This window comes from Stenotrophomonas sp. I18B00994 (assembly GCF_014145825.1).
GTDB classification, from domain to species: Bacteria; Pseudomonadota; Gammaproteobacteria; order Xanthomonadales; family Xanthomonadaceae; genus Stenotrophomonas; species Stenotrophomonas maltophilia.
In genome coordinates, this window is record NZ_JACIUW010000020.1 from 17178 (window position 1) to 43368 (window position 26191).

Genomic DNA, 26191 nt, shown 5'->3' on the forward strand with positions numbered 1-26191 from the left:
GCGTTCTCGTTCCCGCCGGCGCTGTGTTCGTCCAGGAAGGAGAACAGGGATGTTGGAACGACTGAAGACCATTTTGTGTGCCGTGCTGGCGATCGTTGCCGTTGGCTGCATTGCGCCGGCTGTTGTACAGGCGCAGGAAAGCAAGATCACCTGGCGTATTTCGCAGCCCGGCGGCAATTCGACGCAGTACAAGACCCAGCAGCAGGCGGTGCAGGCGATCAAGAGCCTGCCCGCACCGAGTCCGTTCCCGCCGGAGTTCCAGTTCGGTTGGCAGTCTGTCGACAAGATCAAGTCGAAAGTCGTGGACTTGAACGGAAATACGTCGATCACCTACTGGATGGGGAAGGCACAACCCTCCGATCCAGACTGGACCTATCTGAGTACAGCGGAGTTTTCGACCGAAGAGGCGATGGTCGCGAGTTATCTCGCTGAAGTCCAGGCAAGTAACCCTGTGTGTCCGGGTGCTGCTGTTACACCACAGGGTGACTGGTTCTCCGGCGTGCCCGAAATGGAAGGCGTAGTCGAGTCCAGGTTCTATCAAATCACCGATATGATCGGGGAGAACACGGCCGAATCGCCCTGCGCTCCCTACGTGAGCCAGATGGCCTTCGGCCGCAAACGCCGGCTTGATTGCCCTGTTCCACTTACGCAGTGGTCCAACAAGCACAACGCCTGCGTCAACGAGGAATTCGTTGCGACCATCACCTCGAAGTCGCAGAAGTGCGACAAGGACGGCGGCAACGGTAGCTGCCCCATGCCCCGCAACGATACAGCGGCGAACATGAGTCCGATTCCCGACAAGGACCCGGCCTCCAACGGCGGTACCTGCGACGGCAATGTCGGCAACCCATGTGATGTTAAAACGGGCGAGAAGTATGAGATCGCGCAGGACTTTGATCTGGGCTGGATCGCGCTGACGCGCTTCTATCACTCCGGCATCTCCACCTCATCCGGTGGCTTCGGCTATGGCTGGACCCATTCGCTGGGCGCCCACCTGGCACTGGATGGCGTTGACAGTGTGGGCATCATTGAAAGCACCGGTTTCCAGCGTGCATTCAAGAAGATCGGCCAAGCCTATGAGGCGGACGACGACAGTGGTGACCGTCTGGTCCAGAACGGCAACTGGACACTGTACTCGGCGGATTCCATCTCTACCTTCGGCGCGGACGGGCGTCTTGCCGCCAAGCGCTTCCCGGATGGCACGTCGCTGGCCTACATCTACGACGACAGCGACCGCCTTGCGGCGGTCACCCACAGCAGTGGCCGCACACTGGAGTTCGTTTACCAGTCCAACGACTATGAGGCGTTGATCAGTTCGGTGCTGGTCGAAGGCGTTGCGCTCGCCACCTATACCTACACGCCGCAGAACCAGGTCGCCACGGTGACCTATGCGGGTGGTGGTGTGCGGACATATCACTACGAGAACCAGGACTTCCCCCAGCACCTGACCGGCATCACCGCTGAGGACGGTCGCCGCTACAGCACCTTTACCTACGATTCCATCGGTCGTGTGATCTCCAGTCAACATGCCGGCGGTGCCGATGGCGTGACACTGGCCTACAGCCCCAATGGTGGTGCGTTGGTGACCGACGCGCTGGGGCGGCAGACCGACTACACCCTGACACCCGGGGGCGACACCGCTCCGTCGCGCAAGGTGACCGGCCTGAGTGATTCGCAGGGAACCGTCAGCCGGACCTACTACGACCAGAGTGTCGACTTCCGTCGGCGCCTGGATACCTACACTGATCGTCGCGGTATCCAGACCAAGCACACCTATGCGCAGGGTACTGATGCGGTGAGCGGCCGTGCCGTCAGCATCCATACCGTGACCGAAGCGGTCGGCTTGCCCGAGCAGCGTGTGGTGACCACGGCGCGCGACGTTGAAACCAATGCGGTACTGACCACCCGGATCGGCAATCGTGAAACCCGAACGTCCTTCAATGGCCGGCGCCAGCCGACAACCAACACGGTGACCGACATCGCGTCCGGTCAGACGCGCATCACCAGCTATACGTACTGCGAAGCCGCTGATGTGGCAGTGGCAGGCAGCTGCCCGGTGGAGGGGCTGCTGAAGAGTGTGGATGGCCCGCGCACGGATGTGGCCGATGCCGTTACCTATGCCTATTACTCGGCGGATGATGCAGGGTGCGCGACCGGAGGTGCCTGCAGCTATCGCAAGGGCGACCTGCGCAGCGTGACCAATGCGCTGGGCCAGACGGCCGAGACTCTGGCTTACGACGCGTTCGGGCGGCCGTTGTCGGTCAAGGACGCCAACGGCGTGGTGACTGATTACACCTACCATCCCCGCGGCTGGCCGACCTCCATCACCGTGCGCGGCGCGACCACGGCCGAGGATCGGGTCACCCAGCTGAGCTACTGGCCAACCGGCCAGGTGCAGAAAATCACCGAGCCGAATGGCAGCAGCGTGTCCTACTTCTACGATGCTGCGCTGCGCTTGACCGACATCGAGGACAACGCGGGCAACACGATTCACTACATGCTGGACAACGCCGGCAATCGCCTCAAGGAAGACACGCTCGATGCAGGCGGCACGCTACGTCGCACCTTGGCGCGGACGTTCAACACGCTCGGCCAGCTGACCGCACTGAAGGACGCAGGCAATCACGCTACCGGCTTTGCCTACGATGCCAACGGCAACCCGCAGACCGTGACCGACGCCCTGCAGCGCGTGACCAGCCAGCAGTACGATCCGCTCAACCGACTGGCGCAGACCCTGCAGGATGTCGGCGGCGTGGCGGCGGAGATCCGCAGCCAGTACAACGCGCTGGACCAGGTCACCCAGGTCACCGACCCGAAGGGCCTGCATACCACCTACGCCTACAACGGTTTCGGTGATATGACCGGGCAAGTCAGCCCGGACAGTGGCGCCAGCAGCTTCGCCGTGGACGCCGCCGGCAATCGCAAGACGGCTACCGATGCGCGTGGCGTCACCGCCACCTATCACTACGATGCACTCAACCGCCTGATCGGTATCGCCTACCCGGACCCCAATCTGGACGTGGGCTACAGCTATGACGTGGCGCCTGCTGCGTGTACCGCCGACGAGCGTTTTGCCAAGGGGCGCCTGGGGCAGGTGCTGCACGCCAATGGAAGCGCCCAGTATTGCCATGACCGCTTCGGCCAGGTCACCCGTAAAGTGCAGACGATCAATGGTGTCGCCAGCACGCTGCGCTACGCCTATAGCAAGTCGGGCCGTCTGACTGCGTTGACCTACCCCGACGGCAGCGTGGCCGACTATGTACGCGATAGCCAGGGGCGCATCAGCCAGATCGGCCTGACCCGGCCCGGCCAGGCACGCCAGATCGTGGTGAACAACGTGACCTACGCGGCCTTCGGCCCGGCCACCGGCTGGGCCTATGGCAATGGGCGGCAGCTGCAGCGTCCGCTGGACTTGGACTATCGCCCGCAGGCGGTGCACGACCCGGCTGCGGGCGGTCTGTCGCTGGGCTACGGCTACGACCCGGTCGGTTCGATCACCGAGCTGAAGAACGGCGCAGGTTCGACGGTGCTGGCCAAGTACGCCTACGACACGCTGGGCCGCCTGACCCAGACCCAGGACGGCGCGACCGGCACGCCGATTGAAACCTATGCCTACGACGCCACCGGCAATCGCACCGCGCTGACCACCTCGGCAGGCACCGCCAGCTACACCTACCCCGCAACCAGCCACCGGCTGACCGCCGTGGACGGCGAAGCGCGCAACCATGACGCGGTGGGCAACACCACCAGCATCGGCGGCAAGACGTTCATCTACAACGATGCCAACCGCATGAACGCGGTGAAGCAGGGCAATGCCGTACTGGAAAGCTACGGTTACAACCACCGCGGTGAACGCGTTCTGCGTACCCCGGCTGGTGGCGCAGCGCAGATCACCTTGTACGACGAAGCAGGGCAGTGGCTGGGCAACTACTCGGCCACGGGGCTGGCGCAGCAGCAGGCCATCTGGCTGGACAACTACCCGGTGGCGCTGATTAATGTGCCGGCTACCGGCGTGCCGGAGCTGGCCTACGTCCAACCAGATCATCTGGGTACGCCGCGCGTGGTGATCGATCCGGTGCGGAATGTTGCAATCTGGGAGTGGAGCAACAAGAGCGAGGTGTTCGGCAACCAGATGCCGAGTGCCGACCCGGATGGGGATGGTGTGGCGTTCGAGCTGGCGCTGCGATTCCCAGGCCAGCAGGCCACGGATGCGAGTGGGCTGTTCTACAACTACCAGCGGGAGTATGACCCTGCGGTGGGGCGGTATTCGCAGAGTGATCGCATTGGACTCAGGGGCGGGATCAGCACATACGGATACGCAGGTGGCGTCCCGTCGTCTTTGATAGATCCACTTGGTTTGTGTCCCTGCGAGTGCGTCGACTACTTAGGCATGACGTTCGGTGTGGCAGACCTCACCTTTGGAGGCTTGGAAGCTGTGAATGGCGCAGGAGCCACCATTGCCGGTGTTTTGTCTCTGCAGCCCGAAGTTGCAATCCCCGGATTCCTGGTAATGGTGAATGGTGGAGCAACGGCGTACGATGGAGTGTCAGCGATACAAACCGCTCAAGATGGAAAGGAAAGAGAATCCATCTACGCCGAGGTGGGCGGGGAGTTGCTGGGGCCAGTTGGCGCGAAGACGGGAGAGCTGTTGTCGTTTGGCTTGACGTTCAGCGGTCACCTTAAGGCCACACGGAAACTGTTGCAACGCGTAGCCACTGACAAGGATGCACTGGATGCCATGAAGGCGGTGAGGGATGTTTCGGGTGGGTCCGGGTGCAATTGCAAATAATGGAGATGATATGCATATGCGCAAGAAAATATTTAATTGGCTTGGTTTGTTGTTCTTTGCGCTAATCTTCTTGAGGTCCTCGTCCTATCTTGTATTGAAGGCGTATGCGATTGGCCGCCTTGAGAGGGGCGATTATTTTGTAATGTTGCCTATGGCGCTGGGGTCGCTCCTGATCTGCGGCATGTTTATGGCAATTATTATTAAAGGAGTGAAAGCCAATCGGTAAGCTCCGCCTGGAGACTCGCGCGCGACGTATGGTTGCGGCAGATTGTATGGGTATCACTTCACGATTTGCAGCTAGCTGGAATTCGTCTTGATCCGGTGTCGGGTGTGAATGGTTCTCTGTTCGATTGCAGGATCTTGCGAGAGCGCTCAGCGAGAACCTGCTGGTCGACTCTCCGGTGATCCGCCGGATTATTAATGTGTGAGATATGAAACATGAAAACATGGAGCTCCTCAGCCCTCCAGGAAGGTCCGTGGCATAGCATGAGAGCGTTTGATCTGCGGTGTTTGAAAAAGGACGCCGAAGCGAAACCATAAGGCGTTATTGGAAAAGAGGGTGCCTAATGCCCTGCGTGGGTAGGCCTAAAGGTGCAAGCGCATTCCCATAGGACTGGGAATATGGTGGGATCGGGCATCGGCAGCTGGCCAATGAGCTTGAGTGTCGCGCATATCAAGAGCGGATGATCTGCGCAACTCGGCTGCGCGATGGAGGACTCGGAGGCGCCGCAGTAGACAAGGCCTACAGCAGGGCAGTAAAGGAAGGAGCAACACGCAATGCGATGCATTCGGATACTGGCCATCTTCTCGCTCGTTCTGGGCCAGCTGGGGTGCCGGGATGATGCTGAGAGTTCAACGTACCCCATGGGTCAGACTGGAAAGACTTGCACTGCCTTCAAAGGCTTTGATCGCCAGCCTCCCGAAGTGGTTGTTACCGAACTGGCTAGACGGGGGTTGGACAGTCGCAGGTTGATCCATAAAACAGTTTGCGGCTCGATCACCAGCTGGGAGATCCTTCCTGCAGGGGCGTCGATCAATCGGATACCTCCCCCAGATACCTACGTGAACGTCTGGCTGAGGGAAAACGGCTCTGTTTCCGTCAGTACGGACCTCCCTTGATGTCGGCGCTCTGATGCTCACGCATCGGGCCAGCGCGCCTGCGCAATAGGTCAGCTAAGGCGAAGTCGCGCTCACTTGATGTCATCCGGGTGGACCGCGCGTGGCAATCGCTCGGTCGCCCGATGTCCCGGCTTGGGCGCGGAGCAGAAAGAGCGAAGTGTTTGGCAACCAGATTCCGAGTGCCGACCCGGACGGGGATGGTGTGGCAGTCGAGCTGGCGCTGCGCTTCCCGGGGCAGCAGGCCACGGATGCGAGTGGGTTGTTCTACAACTATCAGCGCGAGTACGACCCGGCGGCGGGGCGGTACTCGCAGAGTGATGCTATTGGATTGAAGGGGGGGCATCAGCGCTTACGCTTATGTGGATTCGAATCCAATCATTGCTACCGATCCGAAGGGGCTGGCAAAGAAGAGAGCGTGTGTCGCGGCCTACACCGCTGGAGGTGCGGTTTGCGGCGGTGCGGCGGGCTACTACGGAGGAGGCACTGTGGGAGGCATCAGCGGCGCGGCGGCTTGCAGTCCATCAGGCCCAGGGGCAGCAGTCTGCGCCATCGGCGGCGCGGCTGGCGGGAGTGCTCTCGGCGGTGCCGCAGGTTCGGTGGTCGGCGGGTTTCTGGGCAATATCGCCGGTCAGGCGATGTGTTCGGACGAGGAGGGAGAAGATTGTGAGGCCCTGCTACGGACTGACACGGATACCTGCAATGGAATCACCAGGGTGCGTGGCGCAAGAGCTGGTGCGGTCTGTCATGCGTCGGCGACGCAGAGATATGCTGCGTGTCTTAGCGGAAGCCCTATTCCGCCATTGAATACATGGAACAATTGACAATGAATACGTATGACCATCTCGTCTGTGTTGATGAAGATGCAAAGGAATTGGTTGTTTTTCGGGTGGGGGCAGATGGGAAGAGGACCTTGTTCACCAGGGTGGCGCTTCCGCAGGTTGAGGGATGGTCTGCCGAGTTGCAGGATCTTGCGAAAGCGCTCGGCGAGAACCTGCTGATCGACTCTCCGGTGATCCGGCGGATTCTCAATGTGTGAGACATGAAACAGGGAGCTCCTCAGCCCTCCAGGAAGGTCCGTGGCATAGCATGAGAGCGTTTGATCTGCGGTGTTTGAAAAAGGACGCCGAGAAAAGCGGAATGCGGGCCGTTGGAAATTTCTTGATTGCCTTGTATGCGCGAGATGTGATCTCTGGGTATGCGATAGCGCCTGCACCGTCTGCTATCTACTTATGGACCTTCGTGATTCCCACATATGATGATTTTCCCTACCTGCACATATCTCTAGGTCAGAGGATTGCAGGTGCGGAAGTGGATAGAGTTTTTTCCGTGGAATGCGTGAGAGGATTTTGAAGTTGCCAATGTCCAATGCTATTCAAAATAGACTAGATGCGATTCATTCTGTACTGAAGAATGGTGGTGAACCGGGAGCGCAGCATCTTCTGGAGACGTGGTCTGTTCAGACGGCTCGATTGGTCGGCGGCAGCTCCTGGGGCAGCGGACGGTAGCGAATTGTCTCGCTGGGCGCAGCCCCAACGCAGCAGGGAATACCACGCTCTGGCAGCAGATCGTTTACCTGCAGCGACCCGGTGCGTGATGTCGCGATCTGGGATTGGAGCAACAAGAGCGAAGTGTTCGGCAACCAGATTCCGAGTGCCGATCCTGATGGGGATGGTGTGGCGTTCGAGCTTGCGTTGCGCTTCCCGGGCCAGCAGGCGACGGATGCGAGTGGGTTGTTCTACAACTATCAGCGGAATACGTCTCTGCAGTGGGGCGGTATTCGCAGAGTGATCGCATTGGACTACTTTGGGGGATTGCAAGCTTTGCGTATGTTGGTGGGAATCCTATTTCACAGTCCGATTCTCTGGGATTGTGCGAAGACGATAATGGTTCTGATGCGTCCATTCATCAAAAGACATATGGCAAGTACTTCAAGTCATGCATGTCTTACGTTCAGCCTCCGACATGGTTGACTTTGCCGGTGTCTAGTGCATCCGTTCTGATATTGTTTGTTGAAGTGCCCTTTGTTGCCGGTGTTGCAACAGTGGGAGGAGGAGCGCTGGCGAGCTATGAGGTTGGAGCAGCTATAGTCTGCGCTATGGCTGGAATTCAAACTCTGCAGTGAGCCCTATGAAACTGACACGCGGGTGGCTTCTTACATTTTCTGGGATTTGGCTAGCACTTTCGGCCTTGATGCTGTGGCTTGACCGAGTCTGGGATGCGTGTGGCGCGTTCCTGGCTGCGGCAGCCTTCTTTCTGGTTGCCTTGAGGAGAAAGCAGCATTTGGCTGGTAGATCACAAGAGTAGCGCGCCTTCTCGGCCCTCTCTTCGAGGAGGGGGCTTGAGAATTGTGACTCCACCGGTAATCGCACCCCGCTGACCACTTCGGCAGGCACCGCCAGCTACACCTTTCCCCCAACCAGCCATCGCTTGGCTGCGGTGGATGGCGAGGTACGCAGCCATGACGCAGCGGGCAACACCACCAGCGTCCAGGTGGAGAACGTGGAAGTCGTCGGATTCGGGGGCGTGGTGTTCCTGTCCAGCACGACCCAGGTTTTCGGAAGCGACATTGCCACGGCCATGCTTGCCGATGCCGACGGCGTACCGGTGAGGGTCACCTTGTGCCTGGACAATCACGATCAGCTCTTCGAGCTGGAGCTGTGCAAGGTGGACTTCTCGCCGATCATCGGCGTCGATCTGAGGAGCGCTTTCAGCGAGTACTGACGCCTGCTGAAAGCGATCCAAGCTGAAGGGCGTTGCGCATCGCCTTCACCCTTCGGGCTGCAAGCGCCCCACCGCCTGCGCGCACAACGACTGGCAGGCCATGACCAACCCCTCCATCACCCGGTCGCCCACGTACTCTTCGGGTTCGCCATTCTGCCGGGTGCGTTCGGCCGCCAGCAGCATTTCCAGCACCACCCGCAACCCGCTCAACGCGCAATCGGCATCGGCCAGGGCCAGGCAGCGCCCGGGCAGCTGATGCCGCTCCGGCCACGGCTGCCCATCAGCCGCCGCACCGGAGCCGATGCGGTGGAGATTGGCAATGAAGGTGTTCCTGTCCACTGTTGGCGCAGCCTGTGGCGAACCGTCGTCGCCGGCGGTGCTGCGGTAGGCGTGCAGATGCGGGAAGTCCGATTCGTTCATGGCAAGGCTCCGTGCAGGGCAATCGGTAGCCGCCACCCATAAAAGTGGCGGGCGGTACGTGGTTCGAATCCGGGTTGGTCCCAAGCCGGTGGGCGCGAACGCCCCCACGCACCGCCCGCCATAGCCGGCAGACGGATTGCCAGCCGGCGCCACGGAATGTGGACGCCGACTGGCAAGCGCAATCACTCAGGACCAACTCGGGATTCGAAACCCGGCCACCCTTTTCCGGTGGCACGCCATCTGAGCCCGTGGCGCTGTGCAATGCCAATCAGAAGAGTTGCAAACATCACTCGATTGGAGACGCTTTCGGCATTCTCCCACGCTGTTAAGCACCGCCAGCGCTAGCTGGCGCGGCGGTCCGCCCGCACCGTGCAATCTGCGACAGGTGTCGAGGTTGGGGGGCGTTAGGGAACAAGGGGGGAGGGGCGATGACGACAGGCTCTGAAGGGAAGGGCCTGAGTCGAGCATGGCCCGCCTCTACAAGCGTCAAAGCGTGACGTGCGACTCGGGTTGACGTTCCCAGCCACCAAGCGCAGGCTTGTTCAGCACGTTTCCTAAACAGAAGGAGACTTATGACCGCGACCGCTTCGCTGCACCCCACCCCCGACACCCAGGGCCGTTCCCGCCTGTGGAGTGTGTTCTGGCTGCAGGGCGTCATTCCCAGCAACATTCTGTGGGCGGTGGCCCTCTGGGCCCTGGCCAACCAGCGCACCACGCTGCTGCTGGGGGTATTTGCCGTGCTGCTGCTCTATACCGGCTGGATCATCCCGGCGGTCTGGCGGGCGGCGCCCACCGCGCACAACCCCAACCTGGGTGTGGCGGCGCGCGGGTTGACCGTCGCCTGGGGGCTGAACACCGTGCTGGTGATCTTCTTCCTGACCCTGCAGCTGGTGGCTCAATAGAACTGAACGGGCTCGCCGCCACGGTCGAAGGCGGCGAAGCGGCCGATCTGACCGTCATGGATGGCGTTGACCATCAGCTTCAGCGGGCGCGCGGCTTCGTCGCTGTTGGGTGCGAAACCGCCTCTGCCATCCAGCGCCGCCACGAACACCAGGTCCCAGTCGATGCCGGTGGTGGTCGATTCGGTCGCCAGCGCCTGGAAGCTGGGCACCTCGGCTGGCAGCTTGTCCACGCACAGCACCGGCGACAGGGTGCCGCCCTCGCGGCGGTCATGCCGGTCGCGCTGGTCACCGGTGGGCGATTCGGGCAGCTCGGCGCGCACGAATACGAACAGCAGGCGTTGCGGTTCAGCCTGCTCGCCGGCGGCATGCAGCAGTTGCTGGAAATCGTTCATCATCATGAGGGTTGTCACACGCCCGCTGCACGGAAAGCCGCATGCTGCCACAACGCCTGCCGCGCGGGGCCGAACGCGATTGATTTAAGTCATGCCCATGGAACTGAAGGCCGCGTACTCTGGCAATCGTTCCAGCAGGCGAGGGTATCCGGGCCGTTCCGGGCACAGGCAAGACGGTGGAGCAACAAGGTGGACCAGCCATGAGCCAACTCACCGACGGTTTCGGACGCAGCTTTCCGTACCTGCGCCTGTCGTTGACCGAAGCCTGCAACTTCCGTTGCAGCTACTGCCTGCCCGACGGTTACCAGGCCGATGGCCGCCCGCGCTTCCTGCAGGTGGATGAAATCGCGAGGCTGGTGCGTGCGTTTGCCGCGCTGGGTATGAGCAAGATCCGCCTGACCGGCGGCGAGCCCAGCCTGCGCAAGGATCTGGACGAGATCATCGCCACCGTGGCGGCGGTGCCGGGCATCCGCAAGGTGGCCATCACCACCAATGGCACGTTGCTGCCGCGGCGCCTGCCGGGGTGGCACCGGGCCGGCCTGACTGCGCTGAACGTGAGCATGGACAGCCTGCAGCGCGAACGCTTCAAGACCATCACCGGGCACGACCGCCTGCCGGAGATCGAACAGGGCCTGGCCCTGGCGCAGGCGTTGGGCCTGCCGGCGATCAAGCTCAACGCGGTGCTGCTGCGTGGCCTGAACGATGACGAGTTGCCGCAGTGGATGGACTACCTGCGTGGCCGCCCCTTCAGCGTGCGCTTCATCGAACTGATGCGCACCGGCGACAACGAAGCCTATTTCCAGCGCCACCACCTGCGCGCCGACGTGGTGATCGAGCAGCTGCTGGCCGCTGGCTGGCACGAGCGTCCGCGCGCCGCCGACGCCGGCCCGGCGCGCGAGTTCGGCCACCCCGACCATCGCGGCAGCATCGGCATCATTGCCCCGTATTCGCGTGACTTCTGCAAGGGCTGCAACCGCCTGCGGGTGACCGCCAAGGGCGACTTGCGGCTGTGCCTGTTCGGCGAGTTCGGCGTACCGCTGCGCCCGCTGCTGCAGCGCGATGAGGACCACGACGCGCTGCTGGCACGCATCACCACACAGCTTGGCCTGAAAGCGGCCGGGCATGGACTGCACCAGGGCCAGACCGGGCTGACCCCGCACCTGGCCTCCATCGGAGGATGAGCAACACGATGAGTGGGGAATTGAATGCGGCCTTCCACATGGCCGATGTCCGTAACAAGCGCATCAGCCGCCGCCGTGCGGTGGCGGTGGGCGAGCTGCATGCCGGTCCAGTGGCCTATCCGCTGATCGTCGAGCGCCGCCTGCCCAAAGGCGATGCGCTGGTGATGGCCGAGATTGCCGGCCTGCAGGGCGCCAAGATGGCGTCGATGCTGATGCCGCTGTGCCATCCGCTGCCGCTGGAACTGGTGCAGGTGTTCTGCGCACCGGTGCCGGAGCGGCAGGCGATCCGCGTGTGGTGCGAGTGCGCCAGCGAGGCACGCACCGGCGTCGAGATGGAGGCGCTGGCTGGTGTCAACGCGGCGTTGCTGACCCTGTACGACCTGAGCAAGCCAGTGGAACCGGCACTGCGCATCGAAGGCATCCGCCTGCTGTTCAAGGAAGGCGGCAAGCGCGGGGTCTGGCTGCACCCGGATGGCATGGACGAGGCCGAGCGCGTGCGTTTCAACCCACGTGCACCTAAGGGGTTGGAGGGTGCGGCCTGCGCGGTGATTACGCTGAGCGATCGCGCCAGCGAAGGCACTTATGAGGATGTGTCCGGCCCGACCCTGGTGACCGGCCTGAGAAAGCTGGGTGGCGACGTAGTGGCCGCCGAAGTGCTGCCCGATGGCATCGAGCCGTTGGCGGGCCGCCTGCAGGCCTTGGCTGCCGAGGGCGTGCGCCTGTGCCTGTGTACCGGTGGTACCGGGCTGGGCCCGCGTGACCTGACCCCGGAGGCGCTGCGTTCCTTGAACGCGCGGCCCGTGCATGGCCTGGCGCAGATGGTGCGGGCCCTGAGTGCGCAGCACACGCCGATGGCCTGGCTGAGCCGCGCCGAGGTGGTACAGCTGGGCAACATGCTGGTGTTCGCATTGCCCGGCAGCCCGAAGGCGGCGGCGCAGTGCCTGGATATCCTGGCGCCGGTACTGGGCCATGCCCTGGCGATGGTCGAGGGGGATGGCCACTGATGATTGCCTACAGCGATGCCTTGCAGCACCTGCTGGACGCGGCCAAGCCGCTGCCGGCCGAGCATCTGCCGCTGCATGAGGCCGCGGGCCGCACGCTGGCCCGTGACATCCACAGCGCGCAGTCGCTGCCGCCGTTCGACAATTCGGCGATGGACGGCTTCGCGCTGCGCGCCAACGGCACGGCGTTCGAGGCCGGTACCGAATTTGCCGTGCAGGGTTGGCAGGCGGCCGGCGATGCTGGCGCCGAAGGCGGCGAGGGTGCCTGGGAAATCATGACCGGTGCGCGCATGCCGGTTGGGCTGGATACGGTGGTGCCGGTCGAGAATGTGGAGATCCTCGCCAGCGAGGACGGCCGCCCGGCCCGCATCGCCCTGAAGACATCGGTGAAGCCGGGCCAGAACGTGCGCCTGCGCGGCGAGGATGTGAGCGACGGCGAGCGCGTGCTGCGGGCCGGGCAGTTGCTGGACATCAACGCGCGCACCCTGCTGCATGCCATCGGCGTGGGCGAGGTGGCGGTGGTGGCACGGCCGAAGGCGGCGGTGATCGCCACCGGCAAGGAACTGGTGACCGAGGCGGCGCAGACGCTGGAATCCGGTCAGATCCGTGACAGCAACCGGCCGTACCTGGTCGGCCGCCTGCAGGCCGCCGGTGCCGAGGTGGTCTGGCAGGGCACGGTGGGCGATGAGGTGGCCGCGTTCAACGCGGTACTGGATGCAGCGCTGGACGCGGGTGCGCAGCTGTTGATCAGCACCGGCGCGGTGTCGACCGGCCGCTACGATTTCATTCCCGACGCGCTGCGCGGCCGGGGTGCGCGCATCGTGTTCCACAAGGTGGCGATCCGCCCCGGCAAGCCGCTGCTGTTTGCGGTGCTGCCCAATGGCGCGCTGTATTTCGGCCTGCCCGGCAACCCGGTGTCGGCTGCGGTGGGCCAGCGCTTCTTCGTTGAGCCGGTACTGCGCCGCCTGCTGGGGCTGGCGCCGGAGCTCATGTTGCAGCTGCCGCTGCAGGCCGACGTGCGCACGCCGCCGGGCCTGCGCTTCCACGCGCGGGCCCGGGTGGAAGTGGACGCGCAGGGTCGGCTGAGTGCGCGCGTGCTGGCCGGGCAGGAGTCGTTCCGTTTGATGTCCATGCTGCAGGCCAATGCCTGGGTGGTGCTGGAAGGCGAGGGCGGCGTGGCCACTGCCGGCACGCCGGTGCGTGTGCAGGGCTGGGGTCACCACGAACCGGTGCAGCTGGTGAGCCAGGAGTCATGATGAAACAGGTGAATCTGCAGTTGTTCGGTGCGTTTTCCGATCTGGATGCCAGCCGCGAGATTGCCGTGGACGTGGCCGGTGGCACCGTGGCCGATCTGCGCCAGGCGCTGCGCGAGCTGCTGCCGCTGCGTTGGCCGGGTTTCCGTGCCGGCCTGCTGGACTACTCGGCGTTCGCCGACCAGCAACGCGTGCTGCGCGACCACGAGGCGCTGCCCGACGATGGCCGCGTGGCGATCCTGCCACCAGTGAGCGGGGGCTGAGCGATGAGCGAGAAGATCATCGCGAAGGTGGTGGACCGCGCGCAGGCGGCGATCGATCCAGCCGAGGGCATTGCTGCGGTCTCTGATCCGGGCTTCGGCGGCATCGACGTGTTCATCGGCAAGGTGCGCGACGTCAACATCGGCCGGCTGGTGACCGGGATCACCTACGACCTGTTCGAGCCGCTGGTGCTGAACGAGTTCAAGCGCCTGGCCGCCGAGGTCGAGGCGGCGTTCGGTCCGAAGCTGAAGCTGTATGTGGCCCACGCCAAGGGCCGGTTGGGCATCGGCGATGTGGCGGTGGTGGTGGCCGCGGGCAGCCCGCACCGCGACGAAGCGTTCCGCGCGTGCCGGCAGTTGATCGAGGTGGTCAAGCACCAGTGCCCGATCTGGAAGCAGGAGCACTACGAGGACGGCGACAGCGAGTGGAGCGAGGGTTGCAGCCTGTGCCATGCGGACAGCGAACCCGCCCATGCCCATGATCATGCGCACGACCACGGGCATTGACCCCACCCTTCAGGGCGGCGCGGGGTTCAGTAGATCCACGCCATGCGTGGATGAGGCCTTTCCCGAGCACCCGGCCGGCGCAGCCACGCATGGCGTGGCTCTACGGCGATGAGCGTCAACGGCATCGTGCTGGCCGGCGGCCTGTCCACCCGGATGGGCCGCGACAAGGCGCTGCTGCCGTGGCAGGGGCGGACCTTGCTGGAACACATGCGGGGCCTGTTGATGCAGGCTGGCGCACGCGAGGTCTGGGTCAGCGGAAATTACCCGGCGTTCGGCGGCGTGCCGGACCGCGTGGCACGTTGCGGGCCGCTGGGCGGGCTCTACAGCGTGGCGATGCGCATGCCCGATGGCCCGGCCTGGGTGGTGCCGGTGGATACGCCGCTGCTGCCGCCGCGATTGCTGCAGCAATTGCGTGACGGCCATCGCGGTCCATGCACGATCTTTGCCGGCCATCCCCTGCCCATGCTGGTGGATATAGACGATGCTTGTCGCAACGTACTTGAATCGATGCTGGGCGACCCGGACGGTCCGCGCTCGCTGCAGGCCCTGCAGCGTCGTCTTGGCGTGAATTCCGTGGCGCTGGCGCCGGTTGACGAGGCCGGGCTGGTCAACTGCAATACCCCCGAACAATGGGAGGATGTTGCGTCATGAAAGTGCAGTTGCAGGACCAATCGGTACGGCTTCGCCTGGACGAGGCCGAGCTGGCGCGCCTGCTGGCCGGTGAAACGGTCGAGAACATGACCCGCTTCGGCGGTATCGAAGGCTGGGGCATGGCGGTGTCGCTGCATGGCGGCGATCAACCGGTACTGCTCGACGGAGGCACCTTCTGCCGCCTGGTACTGCCGCGCTCGGCCGTCGAGGCCTTGGCGGCGCGGCTGCCGTGCCGCGATGGCCTGCCATTCGACATTGCCCTGGAAGATGGAAGCCAGCTTCAGCTGCAGTTCGATGTGGACGTGCGCGACAGCGTGCGCCAGCGCGGGGTGACCCGCCGCAGCACCGCTTCATCGGTTTGACATTTGTCAGGGGCAGGGTGGAAACCGGCCCTTGATTGATCCAGATCAACCCCGTCGTCCGTGCTGCACGGCCTAATGGCTGCATGACGACGGGTTACAACTTGAAACGCAGTACCCACGTCATTCCACAGCCTTGGAGCCATGTATGACCGTCGGTAGCGATCCTGTTGTCCGCAGCACTGCCAGTCCCGGTCGCGTCATCAGCGACTGGACGCCGGAGGATCCCGGCTATTGGGAGCGCACCGGCAAGCGGGTCGCCACCCGCAACCTGGTCATCTCGATCCCTTCGCTGCTGCTGGCCTTCTCGGTCTGGGTGCTGTTCTCGGCGGTGTCGATCAGCCTGCCGAAGATCGGCTTCAACTTCAGCACCGACCAGCTGTTCTGGCTGGTGGCACTGCCCAGCCTGTCCGGCGCGACCCTGCGCATCTTCTATTCGTTCGTGATCCCGATCTTCGGCGGCCGCCGCTGGACCGCGCTGTCCACCGCGTCGCTGCTGGCGCCGACGCTCTGGCTCGGCTTTGCGGTGCAGAACCCGGCCACGCCGTACTGGGTGTTCGTGGCCATCGCGATCCTGTGTGGTTTCGGCGGCGCGAACTTCTCGTCGTCGATGTCCAACATCTCCTTCTTCTACCCCAAGCAGAAGCAGGGCCTGGCGCTGGGCCTGAACGCCGGCCTGGGCAATGTGGGCGTGTCGGTGGCGCAGGCGGTGATTCCGCTGGTCATCACCGTGGGCGTATTCGGTGCGCTGGGTGGTGCACCGCAGCCCGCGGTGGAGGGTGGGGCACCGCTGTTCCTGCAGAACGCCGGTTTCATCTGGGTGCCGGCCATCGCGCTGTGCGCCATCGCGGCCTGGTTCGGCATGAACGACCTGACCAGCGCCCGCTCGTCGTTCTCCGAGCAGGCGGTGATCTTCCGCCGCAAGCACAACTGGCTGATGTGCTGGCTGTACATCGGCACCTTCGGTTCCTACATCGGTTTCTCGGCCGGCTTCCCGATGCTGGTGAAGAGCCAGTTCCCGGACGTGAACCCGCTGGCCTACGCCTTCATCGGCCCGCTGCTGGGCGCGCTGATGCGCTCGGTGGGTGGCAGCATGGCCGACCGCTGGGGTGGTGCACGCCTGACCTTCTGGGTGTTCGCGCTGATGATCGCGGCAGTGTTCGGCGTGCTGCACTTCCTGCCCAGCGATGGCCAGGGCGGCAACTTCTACGGCTTCCTGCTCAGCTTCATGGCGCTGTTCGTGCTCAGTGGCATCGGCAACGGCACCACCTTCCGCATGATCCCGGTGATTTTCCGCACCCTGCATGAGCGCTGGTCGGCCAACGACAACGCCGAGGGCAAGGCCACGGCCGCACACCAGGCCAGCATCGAGTCGGCCGCAGTGGTCGGTTTCTCCGGTGCGATCGGTGCCTACGGCGGTTTCTTCATTCCCAAGAGCTACGGCTCGTCCATTACGTTGACCGGCAGCCCCGACATGGCGCTGTACGGATTCGTTGTTTTCTATGTCACCTGCCTGGCCGTGACCTGGTGGTGGTACTACCGGCGCGGTGCCGAGACACCCTGCTGACGACATGAAAACGCACCGCAGCCAGATGACACACACAGCCACGATGCCGATGTCCGCAAAGGGAGATCCCCGATGAGTTATTTCCTCGATCGCTTGCAGTTCTTCAAGCGTGACCCCCAGACCTTTGCCGATGGCCATGGTTTTGCCAAGAGCGAGGGCCGCGACTGGGAAAACAGTTACCGCGCCCGCTGGCAGTACGACAAGATCGTACGATCCACCCACGGCGTGAACTGCACCGGCTCCTGCAGCTGGAAGATCTACGTCAAGAACGGCCTGGTCACCTGGGAAACCCAGCAGACCGACTACCCGCGCACACGCCCGGACCTGCCCAACCATGAACCGCGTGGCTGCCCGCGTGGCGCCAGCTATTCCTGGTACCTGTACAGCGCCAACCGGCTGAAGTACCCGCTGATCCGCGGCACGCTGCTGCGCCTGTGGCGCGAAGCACGCAAGAGCAAGGCCCCGGTCGATGCCTGGGCCAGCATCGTGGAGGACAAGGAGAAGGCGCGTTCGTACAAGACCCGCCGCGGCATGGGTGGCTTCGTGCGCCTGCAGTGGGAAGAGGCCAACGAGATCATCGCCGCCTCCAACCTGTATACGGTGAAGCAGTACGGCCCGGACCGCGTGGTCGGGTTCTCGCCGATTCCGGCGATGTCGATGGTGTCCTACGCCGCCGGTGCGCGATATTTGTCGCTGCTGGGTGGCGCCTGCCTGTCCTTCTACGACTGGTACTGCGACCTGCCGCCGGCCTCGCCGCAGATCTGGGGCGAGCAGACCGACGTGCCCGAATCGGCCGACTGGTACAACAGTCGCTACATCATCGCCTGGGGCTCGAACGTGCCGCAGACGCGTACGCCCGATGCACATTTCTTCACCGAGGCGCGCTACAACGGCACCAAGACGGTGGCGATCTGCCCGGACTATTCCGAGCTGGCCAAGCTGACCGACCACTGGCTGCACCCCAAGCAGGGCACCGACGCGGCGCTGGCCTTTGCCTTCGGCCATGTGATCCTGCGCGAGTTCCATGTTGATTGGCCCTCGCAGTATTTCCAGGACTACTGCCGCCAGTACTCGGACATGCCGATGCTGGTGCGTCTGGAGCGTCGCGACGATGGCCGCCTGGTGGCGGGCCGCTTCCTGCGTGCCAGTGAGCTGGGCGGGCTGGGTGAAGCCAACAACCCGGACTGGAAGACCCTGGCCTACGACGAGAACAGCGGCCAGATCGTGGTGCCCAACGGCTCGATCGGTTTCCGCTGGGGCGAGAAGGGTCGTTGGAACATCGAAGAGAAGGCCAGCAATGGCGCCGATACGCGCCTGCGCCTGAGCTTGTCCGAGGCCAACGACGGCATCGAGGCAGTGAGCTTCCCGTACTTCGGTGGCATTGAAAGCGATGGCTGGACCGCTGCACCGGCCGAAGAAGTACTGGACCGCAACATTCCGGTGCGCCGACTGGCCACGGCCGATGGCGGCGAGACGCTGGTGGCCACGGTCTACGACCTGCTGCTGGCCCAGTACGGCGTGGACCGTGGCTTTGGCGGCGGCAACGTGGCATCGAGCTTCGATGACATGGTGCCGGGCACGCCGGCGTGGCAGGAACGCATCACCGGCGTGTCGCGCGCCGAGGTGATCGAGATCGCCCGCGAGTTCGCGCGTACCGCCGACAAGACCCACGGCCGATCGATGATCATCGTCGGCGCGGGCATGAACCACTGGTTCCACAACGACATGAACTACCGCGGCCTGATCAACATGCTGATCATGTGCGGCTGCGTGGGCCAGACCGGTGGCGGCTGGGCGCATTACGTGGGCCAGGAAAAGCTGCGCCCGCAGACCGGCTGGCAGCCGCTCGCATTCGGCCTGGACTGGAGCAAGCCGCCGCGCCACATGAACGGCACTTCGTTCTTCTACTTCAACACCGGGCAGTGGCGCTACGAGAAGCTGCAGGTGGACGAGCTGCTGTCGCCGCTGGCCGATGCGAGCAAGTACGGCGGCAGCCTGGCCGACCTGAACCTGCGCGCGGTGCGCATGGGCTGGCTGCCGAGCACCCCGCAGCTGGACCGCAACCCGCTGCAGCTGGTACGCGAGGCCGAAGCGGCCGGCGTGGCCCCGGCGGACTATGCGCTGGGCAAGTTCAAGGACGGCTCGCTGGACTTCGCCTTCGCCGACCCGGACGCCAGCCAGAACCACCCGCGCATGATGTTCATCTGGCGCTCGAACCTGCTGGGTTCCTCGGGCAAGGGCCACGAGTACATGCTGCGGCACCTGCTGGGTACGCGCCACGGGCTGCAGGGCAAGGACCTGGGCGAAATGGGCGCAGTGAAGCCGCAGGAGGTGAAGTGGCGCGACGAGGCGCCGGAAGGCAAGCTGGACCTGCTGGTCACGCTCGACTTCCGCATGTGCACCACCGCGCTGTACTCGGACATCGTGCTGCCGACGGCAACCTGGTACGAGAAGGACGACCTCAACACCTCGGACATGCACCCGTTCATCCACCCGCTGTCGAAGGCGGTGGACCCGGCCTGGGAATCGCGCAGTGACTGGGACATCTTCAAGGAGGTGGCCCGCACCGTGAGCGAGATGGCGCCGGGCGTGCTGGGTGTGGAGAAGGACCTGGTGCTGGTGCCGACCCTGCACGACACCCCCAACGAGCTGGGCATGCCGTTCGGCGTAGCCGACTGGAAGAAGGGCGAGTGCGAGGCCATTCCGGGCCAGACCATGCCGTCGATGACGGTGGTTGAGCGTGACTACCCGAACCTGTACCGCAAGTTCACCTCGCTCGGCCCACTGCTGGACAAGCAGGGCAATGGCGGCAAGGGCATGAGCTGGGACACGAAGCACGAGGTCGAGTTCCTCGGCAAGTTGAACCACACCGTGCACGAAGAAGGCGTAAGCCAGGGGCGCCCGGCCATCTCGACCGCGATCGACGCGGCCGAAGTGATCCTGCACCTGGCGCCGGAAACCAACGGCCACGTGGCGGTGAAGGCCTGGGAATCGCTGGGCACCTTCACCGGCCGCGAGCACACCCACCTGGCCGTGGGCAAGGAGCACGAGGCGATCCGCTTCCGTGACATCCAGGCACAGCCGCGCAAGATCATTTCCTCGCCGATCTGGTCGGGCCTGGAAGACGACAACGTCAGCTACAACGCCGGCTATACCAACGTGCACGAGCTGATTCCGTGGCGCACGGTGACCGGTCGCCAGCAGTTCTACCAGGACCACGAGTGGATGATCGACTTTGGCGAGGCCTTCATGAGCTACCGGCCGCCGGTCAACACGCGCACGGTGGAGCCGCTGCTGAACCAGCGCCCGAACGGCAACAAGGAGATCGTGCTGAACTGGATCACCCCGCACCAGAAGTGGGGCATCCACAGCACCTACAGCGACAACCTGATCATGCAGACACTGTCGCGCGGTGGCCCGATCGTGTGGATCAGCGAGGACGACGCGCGCAGCGCCGGCATCGTCGACAACGACTGGATCGAGCTGTTCAACGTCAACGGTGCGATTGCTGCGCGCGCGGTGGTCAGCCAGCGCGTGATGCCGGGCATGGCGATGATGTACCACGCCCAGGAACGCATCATCAACGTGCCGGGCTCGGAGATTTCCGGCACCCGCGGCGGCATCCACAACTCGGTGACCCGCATCGTGCTCAAGCCGACCCACATGATCGGCGGCTACGCGCAGCTGGCCTATGGCTTCAACTACTACGGCACCTGCGGTACCAACCGCGACGAGTTCGTGATCGTACGCAAGATGGACAAGATTGATTGGTTGGACGATGAACAAGGAAGTTCGAGTGTCGCGGGCGCAGGACGCGCAGGAGCGACCGATGAGCAGCCCGCTGGTGCTTCGGCATCGGCCAGCAAGGAGGTGGTGTGATGAAGGTCCGTGCACAGATCGCGATGGTGCTGAACCTGGACAAGTGCATCGGCTGCCATACCTGCTCGATCACCTGCAAGAACGTCTGGACTTCGCGCGAGGGCGTCGAGTACGCCTGGTTCAACAACGTGGAAACCAAGCCGGGCATCGGCTACCCGAAGGAATGGGAAAACCAGGAGAAGTGGAACGGTGGCTGGGTGCGCACCGGCAGCGGCAAGCTGGTGCCACGCGCGGGTGGCCGCTGGCGCATGCTGGCCAAGATCTTCGCCAACCCGGACCTGCCGCAGATCGACGACTACTACGAGCCGTTCGATTTCGACTACCAGAACCTGCACACCGCCAAGGATAGCCAGCACCAGCCCACCGCGCGGCCGCGTTCGCTGATCAGTGGCGAGCGCATGCAGAAGATCGAGTGGGGCCCGAACTGGGAGGAGATCCTCGGTTCGGAGTTCAGCAAGCGATCGCGCGACTACAACTTCGACCAGGTGCAGAAGGAGATCTACGGCGCCTTCGAGAAGACTTTCATGATGTACCTGCCGCGCCTGTGCGAGCACTGCCTGAACCCGGCGTGCGTGTCGGCGTGCCCCTCGGGCGCGATCTACAAGCGCGAGGAAGATGGCATCGTGCTGATCGACCAGGACAAGTGCCGCGGCTGGCGCATGTGCGTGTCGGCCTGCCCGTACAAGAAGATCTACTACAACTGGAAGAGCGGCAAGTCGGAGAAGTGCATCTTCTGCTACCCGCGCATCGAGATGGGTGAGCCGACCGTGTGCTCGGAAACCTGCGTGGGCCGCATCCGCTACCTGGGCGTGATGCTGTACGACGCCGACCGCATCGCCGAGGCCGCTTCGGTGGCCGCCGAGAAGGACCTGTACCAGGCCCACCTGGATATCTTCCTGGACCCGAACGATCCGGCGGTGATCGCCGCCGCGCGCAAGGAGGGCATCCCGGACAGCTGGCTGGAGTCTGCCAAGCAGTCGCCGGTGTACAAGCTGGCGATCGACTGGAAGCTGGCGCTGCCGCTGCACCCGGAATACCGCACGCTGCCGATGGTCTGGTACGTGCCGCCGCTGTCGCCGATCCAGTCTGCCGCCGAGCGTGGCCGCGTGGGCATGAGCGGGGAACTGCCGGACGTGGCGTCGCTGCGCATTCCGATGCGCTACCTGGCCAACCTGCTGACGGCCGGTGACGAGGCGCCGGTGGTACGCGCGCTGGAGCGGCTGATGGCGATGCGTGCCTGGCGCCGGGCCAGGAACGTGGACGGCGTGGAAGACACCTCGGTGCTGGAACAGACCGGGCTGAGCATCGCCCAGGTGGAGGAGATGTACCGCTACCTGGCCATCGCCAACTACGAGGACCGTTTCGTGATTCCGACCGGCCACCGCGAGTATGCCAACGACGCCTTCGGCGAGCGCGGCGGCTGCGGCTTCACCTTCGGCAACGGCTGCAATGGTGACAGCCCGGCCGACCTGTTCGGCCAGCGCAAGACCACCACCTTCGTGGTGGACAAGGGCCCGAACCACCGCCGCAAGGAGGTGGTGTGATGAGCGTGCTCAAGCTGGTCGGGGTGTTGCTGGACTACCCCCGCGAAGAACTGTGGGAGCACGGCGAGGAACTGCTCGCCGCCTGTGACGACCCGGCGCTGAACGCCACCCGCCGCCAGCAGCTGCGCAGCTTCGTGCAGCAGCTGCTGGCCACCGATGCGCTGGATGCGCAGGCGGCGTGGCTGGCCAGTTTCGACCGCGGCCGCTCGATGAGCCTGCTGCTGTTCGAGCACATCCATGGCGAGTCGCGCGACCGCGGCCAGGCCATGGTCGATCTGGTCGAAACCTACCGCCGCAACGGCTTCGAACTGGATGCACGCGAGCTGCCGGATTACCTGCCGCTGCTGCTGGAGTTCCTGGCCCATCGCCCAGGCAGCGAGGCCCGCGAGTGGCTGCACCACATCGGCCATATCGCCGGGATGCTGGCGGCGCGTGCCGCCGAGCGGGAGCTGCCGCACCGGGTGCTGTTCGAGATCCTGGTCGAAGCCGGTGACGGCAAGGCCGATCTGCAGGCGCTGCGCCAGCGTGCCAGCGAGGAAGTCCGCGACGATACCGCCGAGGCCATGGACCGTTTGTGGGAGGAGGAGGCGGTGCGCTTCGGCGCCGAAGCTCCTGCCGAAGACTGCAAGCCGCCCGTGCGTTCGCCGGCCCGTCCTTCGCATCGAGAGGTCCAGCCATGAGTTACTCCCTGCATCAATTCGCCTTCCAGTACTACCCGTACATCGCCGTGGCGGTGCTGCTGATCGGCAGCTGGGCCCGCTATGACAGGGCCATGTATACCTGGCGCACCGGCTCCAGCCAGATGCTGTCGGACAAGGGCATGCGGATCGGCAGCAACTGCTTCCACATCGGCATCCTGGCCATCCTCGGTGGCCACCTGGTCGGCCTGCTGACCCCGCACGCGGTGTACGAGCACTTCATCACCTCCTCGCAGAAGCAGATGCTGGCGATGGTGGTCGGTGGTGTGTTCGGCGCACTGTGCTTCATCGGCATCAGCATCCTGCTGGTGCGCCGCCTGTTCAACGCGCGCGTGCGGGCCACCGGCAGCTTCGGTGACACCCTGGTGCTGGTGTTGCTGTTCGCCCAGCTGTGCCTGGGCCTGTACAGCATCCGCATCTCGTCCGGCCACCTGGACGGCGGGGTGATGGTGCAGCTGGCCGAGTGGGCACAGCACATCGTGACCTTCCGTGCCGGTGCCGCCGACTACATCGAGGGCGTCAGCTGGGTCTACAAGATGCATATCTTCCTGGGCCTGACCCTGTTCCTGATCGCGCCGTTCACGCGCCTGGTGCACGTGTGGAGCATTCCGATCAGCTACCTGTGGAGGCCGTACCAGGTGGTGCGCCGCCGCCAGGCCACGCTGCGCTACGGTCCGCGGGAGTAAGTCATGGGCAGCCTGCCGAAATTCCTGCCGATCACCGTGATCGACTCCGCTGCGCCGGTTCCCGCCGAGGCGCATTCGCACCACCATGACGCGGCAGCGCAGGGGCCGCGCTCGCTCGGGCAGCCGGCACCGTGCCGGCTGTTCGTGGACGAGACCGCGATCAGCGAGGCCGACATCGCCCGCGAGATGCAGCACCACCGGGCGATGCGCCCGGAGCAGTCTCGTGCCGAAGCGGCACGTGCACTGGTGGTGCGCGAGCTGCTGCGCCTGGAAGCGCAGCGGCTTGGGCTGCAGGCGCCGGAGGGCAACCGAGTAAGCGACGAGGAAGTGCTGATCCAACAGCTGCTGGAAGATGCGATCAAAGACCGCGTACCGAGTGATGAAGACTGCCGCCGGTACTTCGAGCAGAACCCGGAGCGCTTCCGCTCCCCCGACCGCGTGCGTCTGCGCCATATCCTGCTGGCCGCGCCGGCCGACGACGTGGCTGGGCGCTTCGCCGCACGTACCGAGGGCGAGCGGCTGGTCGGGCTGCTGAAAGAGTCGCCGCACCTGTTCGCCGATTTCGCCCTGCGCCATTCGCGTTGCCCATCCAGCAGCGAGGGCGGCGACCTGGGCTGGCTGCAGCGTGGGCAGACCACGCCGGAGTTCGACCGCCAGGTGTTCCGCCTGCGCGAGGGCCTGGCCGGTTTCCCGGTGGAATCGCGCTGGGGCTACCACGTGGTCTGCGTCGATGCACGCGAGGAAGGCCAGCCGCAGCCGTTCGAGGCGGTGCTGCCGCAGCTGCGTGACTACCTGGAGCTGCAGGTACGCCAGCGTGAAGTGCAGGCCTACCTGCTGCAGCTGCAGGAACGCTACCCGGTGCGCGGGCTGGATGAGATCGAAGCCGAAGCGGATATCGGCTGAACCCCCTTGAACGAGGAGAATTCATGAACCAGGCCCTTGCCCCCGCCAGTGCCGGGCAGCAGCAACGTGCGCTGTGGCTGAGCACGTTCGCCTTCACCGTGTGCTTTGCGGTGTGGATGATCTTTTCGATCATCGGCATCCAGATCAGTCAACAGCTCGGCTTGAATGACACCCAGTTCGGCCTGTTGATCGCCACGCCGGTGCTGACCGGTTCGGTCAGCCGGGTCTTCCTCGGCATATGGTCCGACCAGTTCGGTGGCCGCAAGGTGATGGTGCTGGTGATGCTGTGTGGCGCAGTGGCCACCTGGATGCTGACCTATGCCCAGACCTACACCCAGTTCCTGATTGCCGCGCTGTGCGTGGGTATCGCCGGCGGCAACTTCTCGGTGGGCGTGGCCTACGTCTCGAAGTGGTTCCCGGCCAGCAAGCAGGGCACCGCACTGGGCATCTTCGGTGCTGGCAACATCGGCTCGGCGGTGACCAAGCTGCTGGCGCCGCTGGTGATGGTGGCGGCCGGCTGGACCATGGTCGCCAAGGTCTGGGCCGTCGCGCTGGCCGTCACGGCGGTGCTGTTCTTCCTCTTCAGCAAGGAAGATCCGTCGCTGGAGCAGCGCCGTCGCGAAGGCGTGAAGCCGGTGCCGTTCGCCGAGCAGATGGCGCCACTGAAGAACCTGCAGGTGTGGCGGTTCTCGCTGTACTACTTCTTCGTGTTCGGTGGCTTCGTGGCGCTGGCGCTGTGGCTGCCGCACTACCTGGTGGGCGCCTATGGCATGGACGTGGGCCACGCCGGCATGCTGGCGGCGTGCTATTCGATCCCGGCCAGCCTGTTCCGCGTGGTCGGTGGCTGGATGTCGGACCGGATGGGGGCGCGCCGGGTGATGTACTGGACCTTCGGCGTGTCGGCCATCTGCACCTTCCTGCTGGCCTACCCGGATACCGAGTATGTGGTGAAGGGCATCCATGGCCCGATCCACTTCCATCTGGCCATCGGCGTGGTGATGTTCACCGTGCTGGTGTTCGTGCTGGGCTTCTTCATGTCGCTGGGCAAGGCCGCGGTCTACAAGCACATCCCGGTGTACTACCCCAAGCACGTGGGTGCCGTGGGCGGCGTGGTCGGCATGATCGGTGGCCTGGGTGGCTTCATCCTGCCGATCGTGTTCGGTGCATTGAACGATGCGGTGGGCATCTGGAGCAGCTGCTTCATGCTGCTGTTCGTGCTGGTGGCCGCTGCACTGGCCTGGATGCACTTCGCGATCCGCCGTATGGAACGCCGCCACTTCCCGCAGATCGACCGCGAAACCGACCTGCCCGAAGCCATCGATGCGGCCGCCGCCGAGCGGGTGCGCGGTGGGTGAAGGT

General features: G+C 64.3%; 23 protein-coding genes. 21 read left to right on the top strand and 2 right to left on the bottom strand.

Annotated features, from left to right (window positions below):
• The first annotated feature begins 49 nt into the window (after nt 1-49).
• From H4O10_RS17905 to H4O10_RS17930, 6 genes are all read left to right on the top strand, one after another.
• Nucleotides 50-4789: an RHS repeat-associated core domain-containing protein gene (locus H4O10_RS17905; RefSeq protein ID WP_229302664.1), complete on the top strand. Its 4740-nt coding sequence runs from the start codon at nt 50-52 to the stop codon at nt 4787-4789.
• Nucleotides 4790-4799: 10 nt separating this feature from the next.
• On the top strand, nt 4800-5015 hold the full coding sequence (locus H4O10_RS17910; RefSeq protein WP_044570362.1) for a hypothetical protein: 216 nt from the start codon (nt 4800-4802) through the stop codon (nt 5013-5015).
• A gap of 1095 nt (nt 5016-6110) precedes the next feature.
• Nucleotides 6111-6575, top strand: coding sequence for an RHS repeat-associated core domain-containing protein (locus H4O10_RS22430; RefSeq protein WP_261728499.1), 465 nt, complete (start codon nt 6111-6113; stop codon nt 6573-6575).
• Nucleotides 6576-6731: 156 nt separating this feature from the next.
• Nucleotides 6732-6944 carry a hypothetical protein gene (locus H4O10_RS17920; protein ID WP_005409921.1) on the top strand — a complete coding sequence of 71 codons (213 nt, stop codon included), beginning with the start codon at nt 6732-6734 and terminating at the stop codon, nt 6942-6944.
• A 550-nt stretch (nt 6945-7494) separates the two neighbouring features.
• Nucleotides 7495-7878: a hypothetical protein gene (locus H4O10_RS17925; protein ID WP_012480483.1), complete on the top strand. Its 384-nt coding sequence runs from the start codon at nt 7495-7497 to the stop codon at nt 7876-7878.
• 466 nt (nt 7879-8344) lie between these two features.
• The gene (locus H4O10_RS17930; protein WP_044571399.1) at nt 8345-8629 is read left to right on the top strand and encodes a hypothetical protein; all 285 of its coding nucleotides are present in this window, start codon (nt 8345-8347) and stop codon (nt 8627-8629) included.
• Nucleotides 8630-8674: 45 nt separating this feature from the next.
• Here the strand turns inward: H4O10_RS17930 and H4O10_RS17935 are convergent, their stop codons facing one another.
• Nucleotides 8675-9049, bottom strand: a complete 375-nt coding sequence (locus tag H4O10_RS17935) for a hypothetical protein (RefSeq protein WP_044570359.1) — start codon at nt 9047-9049, stop codon at nt 8675-8677.
• 572 nt (nt 9050-9621) lie between these two features.
• On the opposite strand from H4O10_RS17935, the gene H4O10_RS17940 reads away from it, so the two are divergent.
• On the top strand, nt 9622-9951 hold the full coding sequence (locus H4O10_RS17940; RefSeq protein WP_005416862.1) for a hypothetical protein: 330 nt from the start codon (nt 9622-9624) through the stop codon (nt 9949-9951).
• On the opposite strand, the gene H4O10_RS17945 is transcribed toward H4O10_RS17940, so the two are convergent.
• Nucleotides 9945-10349, bottom strand: coding sequence for a hypothetical protein (locus tag H4O10_RS17945; RefSeq protein ID WP_012480480.1), 405 nt, complete (start codon nt 10347-10349; stop codon nt 9945-9947). The genes H4O10_RS17940 and H4O10_RS17945 overlap by 7 nt on opposite strands.
• Nucleotides 10350-10543: 194 nt before the next feature.
• Between H4O10_RS17945 and moaA the strand changes: the two genes are divergently transcribed.
• From moaA to H4O10_RS18015, 14 genes are all read left to right on the top strand, one after another.
• On the top strand, nt 10544-11524 hold the full coding sequence (gene moaA / locus H4O10_RS17950; RefSeq protein WP_012480479.1) for a GTP 3',8-cyclase MoaA: 981 nt from the start codon (nt 10544-10546) through the stop codon (nt 11522-11524).
• 8 nt (nt 11525-11532) lie between these two features.
• Nucleotides 11533-12528, top strand: a complete 996-nt coding sequence (gene moaCB / locus H4O10_RS17955) for a bifunctional molybdenum cofactor biosynthesis protein MoaC/MoaB (protein ID WP_043033279.1) — start codon at nt 11533-11535, stop codon at nt 12526-12528.
• Nucleotides 12528-13781: a gephyrin-like molybdotransferase Glp gene (gene glp, locus H4O10_RS17960; RefSeq protein WP_012480477.1), complete on the top strand. Its 1254-nt coding sequence runs from the start codon at nt 12528-12530 to the stop codon at nt 13779-13781. Before moaCB ends, glp begins: the two co-directional genes overlap by 1 nt.
• On the top strand, nt 13781-14041 hold the full coding sequence (locus H4O10_RS17965) for a MoaD/ThiS family protein (protein WP_019337814.1): 261 nt from the start codon (nt 13781-13783) through the stop codon (nt 14039-14041). Before glp ends, H4O10_RS17965 begins: the two co-directional genes overlap by 1 nt.
• 3 nt (nt 14042-14044) lie before the next feature.
• Nucleotides 14045-14545, top strand: a complete 501-nt coding sequence (locus H4O10_RS17970) for a molybdenum cofactor biosynthesis protein MoaE (protein ID WP_012480475.1) — start codon at nt 14045-14047, stop codon at nt 14543-14545.
• Between the two features lie 108 nt (nt 14546-14653).
• The gene (locus H4O10_RS17975; protein WP_012480474.1) at nt 14654-15196 is read left to right on the top strand and encodes a molybdenum cofactor guanylyltransferase; all 543 of its coding nucleotides are present in this window, start codon (nt 14654-14656) and stop codon (nt 15194-15196) included.
• Entirely contained in the window at nt 15193-15558 is a 366-nt protein-coding gene (locus H4O10_RS17980; protein WP_012480473.1) for a hypothetical protein, read from the top strand. The genes H4O10_RS17975 and H4O10_RS17980 overlap by 4 nt, the downstream gene beginning before the upstream one ends.
• Nucleotides 15559-15703: 145 nt before the next feature.
• Entirely contained in the window at nt 15704-17122 is a 1419-nt protein-coding gene (locus tag H4O10_RS17985; RefSeq protein WP_012480472.1) for a NarK family nitrate/nitrite MFS transporter, read from the top strand.
• A 72-nt stretch (nt 17123-17194) separates the two neighbouring features.
• Nucleotides 17195-21001, top strand: a complete 3807-nt coding sequence (locus H4O10_RS17990) for a nitrate reductase subunit alpha (RefSeq protein ID WP_012480471.1) — start codon at nt 17195-17197, stop codon at nt 20999-21001.
• Nucleotides 21001-22545: a nitrate reductase subunit beta gene (narH, locus tag H4O10_RS17995; RefSeq protein ID WP_012480470.1), complete on the top strand. Its 1545-nt coding sequence runs from the start codon at nt 21001-21003 to the stop codon at nt 22543-22545. The genes H4O10_RS17990 and narH overlap by 1 nt, the downstream gene beginning before the upstream one ends.
• Nucleotides 22545-23225, top strand: a complete 681-nt coding sequence (gene narJ / locus H4O10_RS18000) for a nitrate reductase molybdenum cofactor assembly chaperone (protein ID WP_043396264.1) — start codon at nt 22545-22547, stop codon at nt 23223-23225. Before narH ends, narJ begins: the two co-directional genes overlap by 1 nt.
• On the top strand, nt 23222-23929 hold the full coding sequence (gene narI / locus H4O10_RS18005) for a respiratory nitrate reductase subunit gamma (RefSeq protein WP_012480468.1): 708 nt from the start codon (nt 23222-23224) through the stop codon (nt 23927-23929). The genes narJ and narI overlap by 4 nt, the downstream gene beginning before the upstream one ends.
• A gap of 3 nt (nt 23930-23932) precedes the next feature.
• Nucleotides 23933-24832: a peptidylprolyl isomerase gene (locus tag H4O10_RS18010; protein WP_012480467.1), complete on the top strand. Its 900-nt coding sequence runs from the start codon at nt 23933-23935 to the stop codon at nt 24830-24832.
• Nucleotides 24833-24855: 23 nt separating this feature from the next.
• Nucleotides 24856-26187 (top strand): nitrate/nitrite transporter, encoded by a 1332-nt coding sequence (locus H4O10_RS18015; protein ID WP_012480466.1) that lies wholly within the window; start codon nt 24856-24858, stop codon nt 26185-26187.
• The last annotated feature ends 4 nt before the right edge of the window (nt 26188-26191 follow it).